Raw genomic sequence first — 12,564 nt, forward strand, 5'->3', positions numbered from 1 at the left:
TTCTTTGCCTGCACGCACGGGGGAACAATATATTCAAGGGATTTCAAAGGCTAAGAATAACGTTTGGATTCATGGTGAGAAAGTAGATGATGTTCCTTCTCATCCAGCATTTCGAAACATTGTAAGGTCCATTGCTAACCTGTATGACCTCCAGAATGAAAAAGCAGACAAGATGCTCTATACCTCTGAACAGACTGGTAACAAAGTAGGGCTTTCCTTTATTGCGCCAAAAACGGTGGACGATCTGATCCGCCGTCGTGAGATGATTTCGGAATGGGCGGGCTACACAGGCGGAATGATGGGGCGTACGCCAGATTATTTAAACACGAGTGTTATGGCCTTCGGTACGTCAGGTAACTTTTTTGCCCAGAACGATCCAATGTTTGCAGAAAATGCAAGAAAGTATTACGACTATTGCCGGGAAAATGACATCAGCTTAACGCATACGCTGATCCACCCGCAGACAAACCGATCAAAAAAGCAGTCTGAGCAAAAAGATCCGTATTTATCTGCACGTATCGTTGAAAAGAATAAAGATGGCATCGTAATAAAAGGAGCAAGGTTGCTGGCCACATTAGGCGGGGTAACCGATGAGATCGTCGTGTTTCCATCAACGCTCAACAAAGCATCTTCTGAAGATGATCCGTATGCGATGGCTTTTGCTATCCCGAACAATACAGAAGGTTTAAAGTTCTTATGTCGTGAATCGTTTGATACGGGACGAAGCCAGTGGGACCATCCCCTTAGCTCTCGGTTCGAAGAGAGTGATGCAATCGTTGTTTTTGATAATGTACTCGTACCGTGGGATCGCGTTTTCGTAAGCGGCAGCTCTGATATTTGTAACCGAACGTACGTCGAGACTAATGCAATCGTTCATATGGCACATCAAGTAATCGCGAAGAATACGGTGAAAACTGAATTTGTACTCGGCGTCATCTTAAACATGATGGAATCAATCGGCATTGATGTGTTTCCGCATGTTAAAGAGAAAGCATCTGAAGTGATGCTGATTCTAGAAACGATGCGTTCTCACCTTTACCGTGCAGAGCATAACGCTTCAATCGATAAGTATGGAAACATGACACCGGACTTTGCACCGCTGAACGCTGCGCGTAACTGGTACCCGAAAATGTATCAGCGTATCGTCGAGATCGTGAAGATTCTTGGTGCTTCAGGTTTGATGGGAATCCCGACAGAAGCGGATTTTAATGCAGACGATATCGGTGAACTCGTTCATCGTTATACACAAGGAGCCAACATTGATGGTTATGAGCGTACCCAACTGTTCCGCTTGGCATGGGATATTTCCATCAGTACGTTCGGCGGCCGCCAAGCTCTTTATGAGTATTACTTCTTTGGAGATCCGGCGCGTATGTCGAACATTTATTATGATCAATTTAACAAAGAGCCTTATAAAGCGATGGTAAAGGATTTTCTGCAGCGCGTGAATTCCAAAAGCCATAACTACAGTAGTGTATAGGAGGAGTCGTCATGGATTTTAACATTATACGAATCGCGCGTGTTGTCATGAACGTCACCGATCTCCATGCTTCCCGTGATTTTTATGTGAACGCCTTAGGTTTTATCGAAACGGCTGCTACTTCAGAATGGATGGCATTACGCGGACTTGAAGAACACTCCCATCACAGCCTTTTGTTGAAAAAAGCAGATAAGCCTGGTGTTCATGTCGTGAGCTACAAAGTGTGGGAAGACAGCCACTTGAATGAGCTGGAATCCTTTTTTAAAGGTAAAGGTGCCAAAGTACTGTGGAAAGATGCAGATTCTGCTGTTGGAATCGGTAAAACATTATGTGTAGAAGACCCATCTGGGATACCGCTAGAGTTTTTTGTGGAGATGGAAAGTGTTGAGCGCTGCATCCAAAAGTATGATCTGTACCGTGGTGCACGTGTTCAGCGTATCGATCACATCAACTGCATGGTTCCAGATGTGGAAACAGCTGTAAAGTTTTATACAGATGAACTCGGATTTAGAGTTTCAGAATATACAGCAACCGAAGATGATCGAACATGGGCGGCGTGGCTACACCGAAAACCAACGGTCCATGATGTTGCATTTATGAACGGAGAGGGTCCTCGTCTTCATCACGTTGGTTTTTGGTTATCCGATCCGATGAGTTTGATCCATTGCTGTGACGTGATGGCGAGCATGGGTTATGCAGATAACATCGAGCGCGGACCAGGACGTCACGGCTTATCAAACGCATTCTTTTTATACGTGCGTGATCCTGATGGAAACAGAATAGAATTATACAATGGGGATTATCTGACAAGTGATCCTGACTTTAAACCGATAAAGTGGGACATTAACGATCCAAGACGTCAGACGTTTTGGGGACATAAAGCTCCTGACAGCTGGTTTAATGAGGCGACTTCCTTTTTGAGTCTTGAAAAAGGAGAGCCCGTAGAGCTGAAAAGTCCGACTTTAGCTCAGCGTAAACCTGATTTTGTGACATGATGTTAAGGTTTAGTATGAATAAGTGAAATAATTGAAGCCGGCTCTGCATTTAATTGGCAGAAGCCGGCTTTTTTGATGTTTGTAGGAGCCTTCGCGCTCGTCTAGCGGCATGATATGCACGCTGGACGAGCGATTCTCAGGATTTATGAGCGATTCTCAGGATTTATGAGCGATTCTCAGGATTTATGAGCGATTCTCAGGATTTATGAGCGATTCTCAGGATTTATGAGCGATTCTCAGGATTTATGAGCGATTCTCAGGATTTATGAGCGATTCTCAGGATTTATGAGCGATTCTCAGGATTTATGAGCGATTCAACTCATTCTTCATATAAGATAGTCCTATCTCGGTCAGTCGTGTTCCTTGTCGCCCTTTTGCTTTCACGATAAATCCTTTCTGCTCCAAGAGATCTAAACGTAATCTGACTTGAGCTTCAGTAAGCATAACGCCTTCTAATTCCAAATTCTTCAGTAAGCCCTTCCTGCTGGATGTTTTACCAGAAAGGTGGTTGCGATAGATGCAGCTCATAATAGCAGCTTCTTCGTTTGGTGCGATAAGTGGGGGCAATTCCTCCGACGTGGCAGAAACCTGACTGAATGCCTCAGCTGCAAAAGTCCTTTCATCACTTTTTACCCGCATCACTTCCTGAGGAAGATCTTTAACCTCAATCTTTTCTCCATCACAAACAGCAAGCATATAGTCAATGGCATTCTTTAATTCTCTAATATTACCCGTCCAAGAGCGGTTTATTAAATGGCCAACGACTTCGTTCTCCACTTTTAATCTTTTAGTAGAACGCATCTCTAAAAAATGATTTAGTAAAAGTGGAATATCGCCTTTCCGCTCACGGAGTGCTGGGATTTTTAAGTAGAGAACATTCAGCCGGTGATACAGATCTTCACGGAACAGTCCTTTTCTTATGTCAGATGCCAGATCCTTGTTAGTAGCTGAGATAACTCTGACGTCTATAGGGAGTACTCGTGTTCCACCAACTCTTCGTAATTCTTTTTCCTGCAGAACCCGCAACAGGCGTGTTTGAAGTTTGACGCTAATGTCGCCAATTTCGTCCAGAAAAATAGTTCCGCCTTCTGCTTGTTCAAAGAGACCCTGTTTCCCTCCTTTTTTAGCACCTGTAAACGCGCCTTCCTCATATCCGAAGAGTTCACTCTCTAATAAATCCTCTGAAAGGGCAGAACAGTTTACTGCTAGAAAGGGACCGTTTCTTCTGCCGGATTCGTTATGAATGGCACTTGCAAAGAGTTCTTTGCCCGTTCCGCTCTCGCCTTGTAAAAGGAGGGAAAGGTCTGTTGCAGCCAGTTTCTTTGCAATATTTTTTGCTCGAACTATTGCCTCTGAGTCACCGATGATATCATGGAAAAAATACTTTCCGATATAGCCTTTTCGCTTTAGTTCATATCGGGCTGCTTTTTCCATCGATATTGTAGTACTCGTGTTCTTAAATGTGGCAATCATCGTGTTTTCAGCTGTCAATGCAAACCGGTGGACCATAACATTCGTGTCATTGATCGTAAAAAATTGATCAGATTGCTCACTCGCTGTATCTGTTAGAAAGTTGAGCAGCTCTTTATCTTTAATAATTTGTTTAATATGCTTTCCAACAGCTTGTTTGGAGTCCGTTAAAAATATGTGCTTCAATTCCTCGTTAAATACGGTGATCATTCCCGAATGATCGAATGATAAGATTCCATCATTAACACCATTTAAAACTTTGTCCAAGTGTTCGTTAAATTGAAGAGCCTTTTGATTAGCGTGTGCAAGTTTCTTAGATAACTGAATAATTTTTTCTGTAAATCGTTCGGAAATACCTGTTGCTCTGTCATCTAAGACACCAAGTTCGCTCAAGATCTCTGTTATGGTAGTAATATCGATCAGGCGTACTCCGATATTGATGATTCTCTTAACCTCTTTTGGCACTAGATGCATCTCACCGGGAGTGACAGCGACATCTGCATGTTGGTAGGAAGATATCCCAGGATAGTAGGGAAGGTAATTTAAGTGATTGATTCCTAGATGAATGAGCGTTTGTACGGACTGTTCTACCGTTTGAGGAAAATCGTTTACGTACATAACATCTGTACCCTCTGGCAGCTGTAAAAGCTGATCTAGATATTCATAGTTGACGGTTCGTCTTGCAGTAATCACTCTGCATGATTTATCCAAACAATGAGCTACCTCACGTTTTATAAGATAAGATGATAGAATTACGACTTCGTTTTCTAATCGTGTAGGAAGCATTTCTTCAGAAGAATAACTCTTAATATGAAAATAATCGCCTAATATGGATTGAAGCTGATGGGATAGTGCAATGCGTGTTTCCTTTGTACCTGCTAAAAGAACAATCTCTTTTTTTGTCTCCATCATACGCACCTTCTTTAATGGTCTTTTTTTGGATGTTAATTGGTTATAAAACTATTATCCATTAACCAGCCGATTAATAAAACAAAATATTTAAAAACCTTTAACAAAGGAGACTAAATGTTGGCACAATTCTTGCATTTATATAATGTGAACTTAGAAAAGGGGGAAGTAAAGTGGATAAGAAGAAAAGAAGGTTTGAGATGCCTGATACGTTCGTTATCGTATTCTTTGTCGTAGCCTTGATGGCACTATTAACGTATATCATACCGGCAGGACAGTTTGAAACGAAAGAAACAACTTATACGCAAGGTGGAGAAGAACAGACTAAAACAGTACTTGTTCCTGACAGTTTTTCCTATGTAAAAGGGGAAGACGGTGAGCCAGCTACTAAAGGTGTCAGCCTGTTTGAAGAAGGCGGCGGTGCTGGGTTCTTAAACTATATCTTTGAAGGCTTAGTTACTGGGGATAAGTGGGGTTCTGCTGTTGGGGTTGTTGCGTTTATCCTTATTATAGGTGGCGCATTCGGAATTATTATGAAGACGCGTGCGATAGAAGATAGTATTTTAAAGATGATTGACCGTACAAAAGGAAAAGAAGTCCTTATTATTCCGATTATGTTCTTATTATTCTCATTAGGCGGAGCGGTTTTTGGAATGGGTGAAGAAGCCATTGCGTTTGCGATGATTCTTGTGCCAGTTGTAATTGCGCTTGGTTATGATGCGATTACTGCGGTTATGATTACGTATGTTGCTACACAGATCGGATTTGCAACATCATGGATGAATCCGTTTGGTGTAGCGATTGCGCAGGGAATTGCTGGAGTTCCAGTATTGTCCGGTGCACCTTTCCGTATTGGTATGTGGGCATTCTTTACATTAGTGGGTATTGTTTATACATGGATCTATGCTTCTAGAATTAGAAAAGATCCTAAACGTTCATTATCTTATGAGTCTGATGCATACTTCCGAGAAGATTTTAAACAAACGGATATTAAAGCGAACTTTGGAATAGGACATATCCTAATTCTTTTAACAATAGTAGCAGGGGTAATCTGGATTGTATGGGGTGTTGTTGAAAGAGCCTACTACATTCCTGAAATTGCAACTCAATTTTTCACAATCGGTTTAGTTGCGGGTATAATTGGAGTAATCTTCAAACTGAATAATTTAACAGTAAACGGTATATCAGATGGTTTCAAACAAGGAGCTAGAGATATTCTTCCTGCAGCCCTCATTGTTGGTATGGCAAAAGGGGTTATTATCATGTTAGGTGGAGACAACCCTGCTGAACCTTCCGTATTAAACACCATGCTAAATGCAGCAGGCGGGCTCGTTTCAGATGTTCCTGTAGCGGTTTCAGCTTGGATCATGTATGTATTTCAAGCTGTGTTTAACTTCTTTATCGTTTCAGGTTCAGGTCAAGCCGCTCTTACTATGCCGTTAATGTCTCCGCTTGCTGACATGGCTGGCGTTACGAGACAAGTCGCAGTACTTGCGTTTCAGCTTGGTGACGGATTTACTAACATGATCGTACCAACGTCCGGGGCATTGATGGGAACATTGGGTGCGGCACGTATTGAGTGGTCCAAATGGTTCAAGTTCCAGATTAAGTTTCAGCTATTATTGTTTATTTTAGCTTCTATTGTAATCGTTACAGCAGTACTTATTGGTTTTAAATAATCTATCTTTGAAAGAATAAAGGAATGATTCACATGTTTACACTTATAAAAGGCGGTGAGGTGTACGCGCCTCATTATCTCGGAAAAAAAGATATCCTACTCGCTGCCGGAAAGATCGCCAGCATCTCAGAAAATATTGAATGGCCTGCACCTGCTCTTGATATCCATATCATTGATGCAACAGGGAAAATAGTGGCACCAGGTTTTATTGATGGACATGTTCATATTACTGGCGGTGGAGGAGAAGGCGGGTATAAAACGAGAACTCCAGAAATCTATCTGTCAGATGTTACGAAAGCGGGTGTGACAACGTTAGTTGGGGTGATTGGTACGGACGGGATAGCCCGGACGATGACTTCTTTGATCGCAAAAGCAAAAGCGCTAAAAGAAGAAGGAATCTCATGTTTTGTGCACACGGGTTCCTATCAAGTTCCTGTTAAAACGTTAACAGAGAATATTGAAACAGATATCATGATGATTGATGAGATCATCGGTGTAGGTGAAATCGCTATTTCCGATCATCGTTCCAGTCAGCCGATAGCATCCGAACTGGCAAGGCTAGCGTCACAAGCAAGAGTCGCAGGTATGCTTTCAGGAAAAGCAGGTGTTGTGAACATTCACCTTGGCGACAGCAAACGGATGTTATCTTTAATTGAAGAAGTAGTAGATACGACCGATCTGCCTCTTTCTCAATTTTATCCGACGCATATTAACCGAAATTCTTACTTGTTTGAAGCTGGGATCGAATTTGCGAAAAAAGGCGGCATCGTAGATTTCACAACAAGTACAACGAAGCAATTTTTAGAAGAAGGCGAAGTTAAATGCTCAATAGGGCTTAAAAGAATGCTTGATGCAGGAGTAGCTATTGAACAAATAACGTTCACATCAGACGCACAGGGAAGTTTGCCTGCATTTAATGAATTTGGAGAATTTATGGGCTTGCGTATCGGCAAAGTGAACTCGCTGTTCGGCGAAGTGCGGGATGCTGTTCGATTAGAAGGGGTTCCCCTTCATGAGGCATTGCAGACCATCACTTCTAATCCTGCCCGCGTTTTAAAGCTTAAACAAAAAGGAAGACTGCAAGAAGGGCTGGATGCTGATCTTGTGCTGCTTAATGAAGATCTCAGCATTGATTCAGTTATTGCGATGGGGCAAGTGATGGTTCAAGACGGAGAAGCTGTAATCAAGGGAACGTTTGAAGAGTAAAGGAAGCGGTATTAACGCTTCCTTTTTCACTTTCAACTTATGAAATATATGGTAAAATAGGGATCATACATAATTTTCTTAAAAGGTGGCGATCATGTGGCAAAACAAGAGATTCCAACAACGTTAAGTCCAGAATTGTTTGAACACCTGCAAGGCGAACAACTTGTCCTCCTAGGGACCGTTGACGCGGAAACGAAAGCTCCATCTGTTAACGCGATCTCATGGGTAAAGAGTTTATCGAAAGAGAAGATTCGATTTACGGTGACGAACAATTCACGCATCGTAACAAACATCAAAGATAATCCACATGTAGTACTTACGTTAGTGGGACTTGAAACCGTGTATTCGATTAATGGAAAAGCAAATATCCTGCAGGAAACAATGGAAGGCGTACCATTAAAGCTTGCGAAGATCGAAGTGGATATTGACCATGTGTTTGAGAGCATGTTCTGGGGTGCGAAGATCGTCCAAGAGCCTGTATATAAAAAGACGTATAATGAAAAGAAAGCAAAAGAGCTAGATGTCCAAGTGTATGACGCTCTTATGAAATAAAGCTGCCTTTTTTACAGCCAGAAGAAACGTACAAACCGTCAAAACGTTATGTTGTGGCGGTTTTTTGTTTATTTTAGATTGTGCTACAAGGTGTCAAATGAAAAAGGGGGAAATCAAATGCCTATCATATACCGATCGTTTCTCTTATCAGGGCTTCTTTCTATCTTGGTTGGGATCGTACAGATCACGAGTCTTGTGGAAACAAAAGCCGAAGGTCTGAATGTTTTGGGGTATCCTCTTCTTTTATGGGGTATTGTCGCATTTCTATGTGCGTTAAACCGTTTTGCTATTGTGTGGATACACAGACTATTGGCTTCAGTAGGAGCATTACTACATGGAACGGTAGTTATGTATAGTCTTTTGTTTCCGTTCGATGCTGAGGTAAAGGGAATGCAGTTTATCAGTTTCTTGATCCCTATAATGTCTTTCATCTCAGTATGTTTCTGCGGGTTTATTATAGGACAAAAAAGGTATAAAACACATTCAAAAACGGCCAGCAAATAGTGAACTTTTTTTACTTTATGATAAAATTAGATGATTAACTCCTTGTTTTTCCTAAAGTCGGTTTTAAACAAGTTAACTGTGGCAACGATGAGGGTATGAGGAAGAAAAGGGTGAACGAAAGATGGACTGGCGAAACTGGGAACGCTATTTTACTGAAAAAAACATATTAGAACTGCTTGATCAATACAAAGATTTAGGTTTCTTGCCAGGGATATTGCTACCTATGCTTGAATCATTTCTGCCGATTCTTCCGCTTTTTATTTTTGTAGCGGGAAATGCAGCGGCATACGGATTTTGGTTAGGATTTCTTTATTCGTGGATTGGGGTTTGCGTTGGTTCTATCATTGTGTTCTTATTAGTGCGGCGTTATGGACAAAAGCGTTTTTTGAATTTTTTAAACAGACATACAAACACAACACGAATGCTTGGGTGGGTAGAGAGGCATGGGTTCGGTATGCTTTTTCTCATCTATTGTTTTCCGTTTACTCCATCCGCTTTAGTTAACGTAGTTGGCGGATTATCACGGATAAATGTTAAAACCTTTCTGCTAGCATTGACTCTCGGTAAATTGGTGATGATTGCAATCGTATCATTTATCGGATATGACTTTATTGATGTGTTAAAGAGTCCGCTGAAACTCGGGATGATTGCTTTTGGCATATTTGTATTGTGGCTAGGTGGAAAAATAGTTGAATCAAGACTTAAAGAATCAGAGCATCGGGTGTGATATAACGCCAGGTGCTTTTTTACTTTCACGAAGATCTTTTTCCTTGAATATAGTTAAAAAAGAGGAAGGGAGACTTTGTATTGATTAAGATTAAGTCACAAAAGCAGATCGAAAAGATGCATGAAGCAGGAAGGCTGCTCGCTTCATGTCACAGAGAATTAAGCAAGCTTGTTATACCTGGAACAACAACATCTAAAATTGATCAGTTTGTTGAAAGTTTTTTAACAGCTCACGGAGCAAAAGCTGCTCAAAAAGGATATATGGGGTATCCTTTTGCGACATGTGCTTCTGTAAATGATGAAGTATGTCACGGGCTGCCAAATAAAAATGCGTTAAGAGACGGAGATATCGTAACGATTGATTTTGTAGTGAATTTAAATGGCTGGCTGGCTGATTCCGCTTGGTCATATGAAGTAGGCAAGGTTTCTAAAAAGTCTCGTGCTTTGTTGGAAACAACTAAAAATGCTCTATATAAGGGGATAGAACAAGCTCGGGTTGGTAATCGTATAGGTGATATCGGTCATGCGATTCAATCTTATGCGGAGAATAAGGGCTATTCGATTGTTCGAGAGTTTATTGGGCATGGTATAGGGCGTTCCATACACGAAGAGCCTCAAGTTCACCATGTTGGAGAGCGTAACACGGGAATCACTTTAAAAGAGGGTATGGTCATAACCATTGAACCTATACTCAATGTAGGGCGGCCGTATGTTAGTTTATTAGAGGATGGTTGGACCGCCGTCACTTATGATGGAAGTCTTTCAGCGCAATATGAACATACTGTTGCCATTACAAAAGAGGGACCAATTATTTTAACAGAACAAGCTTAAAATAAACTTTGCCGCATATTCTTTAAAGAAGAGCGGTAATTTTTTTTGTTTTTAAGGTTATTTTTTTAAAGTAACTTGACATAGACAAGTTACTCATTGTAATATACTAACATAAAGTAAGTTAAATTTACGAAAAGAAAGAGGGATTGGGATGTTATCATTAGGATTACTGATTATTCGATTAGTAGTGGGGCTAGCATTAGCAGCACATGGAGCTCAAAAGTTGTTTGGGTGGTTTGGCGGTTATGGATTAAAAGGAACCGGAGGCTGGATGGAATCTATCGGTATTAAACCAGGCTATACGATGGCTCTATTAGCAGGTCTGGCTGAATTTGGCGGAGGACTTTTGTTTGCCGCAGGTTTGTTCACCGAAATTGGTGCTGTGCTGATCGCTGGAACGATGCTTGTGGCTGCAGTTAAAGTTCATTTGCAAAACGGGTTCTGGGTAACGGCGAACGGCTATGAGTTTAACCTAGTCTTAATCGCAGTAGTGATAGGAATCGCCTTAACAGGTGCAGGAGATTATTCTTTAGATCACCTTTGGTTAAAATAGAACTGAATACAGAACAAAAATGACGAAACCACTTTATGCTAAGTGGTTTTTTTTCTTATGCCTAAGCAATTAAGCTCAGAAGAAAAGATTCAATACGATACCATAGTCACAGTTAGAAAAATCACTTATAATGGTGAAGTACTTTTATAAGGAGGTGACGTTCCTTGTTTAAAGAGATGTCAGAGAACCAGATATTATTATATGTCATAAAGAACTTAAAAGAGTTACGAAAAAAAGAATTTCAGCTTTTAATCGATGAACTTCACCCGTATGATATCGCAAATGTTTATAAAAATTTGCCGGAAAAGCACAGACATAAGTTTGTTACGTTTTTAACCACAAGACAGATTGCTTCCTTGATTCAAGAGCTAGAAAGTGATCTTCAGATGGAAATTCTGAACAAACTTGGCATTGAGCGCTCATCTCACATTATGAATTTAATGGAGAATGATGACTTAGCGGACCTTCTCGGTAACTTGGATGTAAATGAGATTCAAGATTTTCTGTCTTCCATGAAAGCAGATGAATCCAAAACGGTTCAAAGCCTTATGCAATATGATTCAGATACAGCTGGTGGTATTATGACCAACCGGTTTGTATGGATTCCGCAAGTGTATACGGTTAGAGATGCGGTTGAAAAGCTAAAAACTTTCGCCGGTTTTGCAGAGAATATTTATTACTTATATGTAATTGATGATGATAGAAAGCTTGTTGGTGTAGTCTCTTATCGTGATTTGTTATTAGCAGAGATGCATGAGAAGATCGAGGAAATCATGTACAGCAGGGTTATCTCCGTACCCGCAGAGACAGACCAAGAAGAAGTAGCGCGTACAATTGAGCGCTATGACTTTATAGCTGTCCCTGTAACGGATGAACATGATCGTTTAATCGGGATTGTTACTGTCGATGATGTGCTAGATGTCTTAATTGAAGAAGCTAATGAAGACATCGAGAAGTTATCGGCAACAGGTAAATCCATTGATTTTCAGACAAGTGCTCTTGTAGCTTCCTATAGAAGACTGCCTTGGCTTATTTTACTTCTTTTTATTGGGATTTTATCGGGTAGTATCATAAGCACATTTGAAGGAACGATCGAACGCGCGGTTGCACTTACGTACTTTATGCCAATGATTGCAGGTATGACAGGGAATACGGGCACACAATCTCTTGCAGTAGTTGTTCGTGGACTTGTATCGCATGACATCGATCGGCCGACCATTATGAAATTAATACTCCGAGAATTTGGTGTTGGGTTTATTATAGGAATTACTTGCGGAATTTTAATATCAATCGTTGCTTTCTTATGGAAAGGCAATCTAATATTGGGGCTTGTTGTAGGTAGTTCATTATTCTTTACATTGATAATTGGTACGCTTGCTGGAACACTTATTCCGTTATTACTATACAGATTTAAGATTGACCCAGCCGTAGCATCGGGACCTCTTATCACAACCTTGAATGATATTTTTTCACTCTTGGTATACTTTGGTACAGCAACAATGTTTTTGTCTCATCTTCTTTAAAAAATACTAGTGAAGTTAAGTCGTATTAAATCAAATAGTGTATGAATTAAAAATCAGTCTTCTGACTGGTTTTTTTATTTTAAAAAAATGTTGCATTTTTCCAATTCGCATATACAATTAAACAAAATAAGGAGGAG

Annotated in this window: 11 protein-coding genes; 10 read left to right on the forward strand and 1 reads right to left on the reverse strand. The window is 40.6% G+C overall.

Features of this window, described 5'->3' with window-relative positions:
- Positions 1-4 precede the first annotated feature (4 nt).
- Together hpaB and hpaD are read left to right on the forward strand one after the other, a co-directional pair.
- The gene (hpaB, locus tag ACNJYY_RS07610; RefSeq protein WP_416731228.1) at positions 5-1,480 is read left to right on the forward strand and encodes a 4-hydroxyphenylacetate 3-monooxygenase, oxygenase component; all 1,476 of its coding nucleotides are present in this window, start codon (positions 5-7) and stop codon (positions 1,478-1,480) included.
- Between the two features lie 11 nt (positions 1,481-1,491).
- The gene (hpaD, locus tag ACNJYY_RS07615; protein ID WP_416731229.1) at positions 1,492-2,475 is read left to right on the forward strand and encodes a 3,4-dihydroxyphenylacetate 2,3-dioxygenase; all 984 of its coding nucleotides are present in this window, start codon (positions 1,492-1,494) and stop codon (positions 2,473-2,475) included.
- Positions 2,476-2,778: 303 nt separating this feature from the next.
- Here hpaD and ACNJYY_RS07620 read toward each other — a convergent pair whose 3' ends face one another.
- A complete protein-coding gene (locus tag ACNJYY_RS07620) occupies positions 2,779-4,857 on the reverse strand; it encodes a sigma-54 interaction domain-containing protein (protein ID WP_416731230.1) in 2,079 nt (692 codons plus the stop codon).
- Between the two features lie 170 nt (positions 4,858-5,027).
- On the opposite strand from ACNJYY_RS07620, the gene yfcC reads away from it, so the two are divergent.
- From yfcC to mgtE, 8 genes are all read left to right on the forward strand, one after another.
- Entirely contained in the window at positions 5,028-6,533 is a 1,506-nt protein-coding gene (gene yfcC, locus ACNJYY_RS07625; protein WP_416731231.1) for a putative basic amino acid antiporter YfcC, read from the forward strand.
- Between the two features lie 32 nt (positions 6,534-6,565).
- Positions 6,566-7,738 (forward strand): beta-aspartyl-peptidase, encoded by a 1,173-nt coding sequence (iadA, locus tag ACNJYY_RS07630; RefSeq protein ID WP_416731232.1) that lies wholly within the window; start codon positions 6,566-6,568, stop codon positions 7,736-7,738.
- Between the two features lie 96 nt (positions 7,739-7,834).
- Positions 7,835-8,290, forward strand: coding sequence for a pyridoxamine 5'-phosphate oxidase family protein (locus ACNJYY_RS07635; protein ID WP_416731233.1), 456 nt, complete (start codon positions 7,835-7,837; stop codon positions 8,288-8,290).
- 117 nt (positions 8,291-8,407) lie between these two features.
- Complete coding sequence (locus ACNJYY_RS07640; protein WP_416731234.1) at positions 8,408-8,794, forward strand: hypothetical protein; 387 nt, start codon at positions 8,408-8,410, stop codon at positions 8,792-8,794.
- 121 nt (positions 8,795-8,915) lie between these two features.
- Positions 8,916-9,521 carry a TVP38/TMEM64 family protein gene (locus tag ACNJYY_RS07645; protein WP_416731235.1) on the forward strand — a complete coding sequence of 202 codons (606 nt, stop codon included), beginning with the start codon at positions 8,916-8,918 and terminating at the stop codon, positions 9,519-9,521.
- A gap of 80 nt (positions 9,522-9,601) precedes the next feature.
- Positions 9,602-10,351, forward strand: coding sequence for a type I methionyl aminopeptidase (map, locus tag ACNJYY_RS07650; protein ID WP_416731236.1), 750 nt, complete (start codon positions 9,602-9,604; stop codon positions 10,349-10,351).
- A 151-nt stretch (positions 10,352-10,502) separates the two neighbouring features.
- Positions 10,503-10,904 (forward strand): DoxX family protein, encoded by a 402-nt coding sequence (locus tag ACNJYY_RS07655; RefSeq protein WP_416731237.1) that lies wholly within the window; start codon positions 10,503-10,505, stop codon positions 10,902-10,904.
- A 164-nt stretch (positions 10,905-11,068) separates the two neighbouring features.
- Complete coding sequence (gene mgtE, locus ACNJYY_RS07660; RefSeq protein WP_416731238.1) at positions 11,069-12,427, forward strand: magnesium transporter; 1,359 nt, start codon at positions 11,069-11,071, stop codon at positions 12,425-12,427.
- The last annotated feature ends 137 nt before the right edge of the window (positions 12,428-12,564 follow it).

The organism is Fictibacillus tiangongensis, from assembly GCF_048083785.1.
Taxonomy (GTDB): Bacteria; Bacillota; Bacilli; order Bacillales; family Fictibacillaceae; genus Fictibacillus.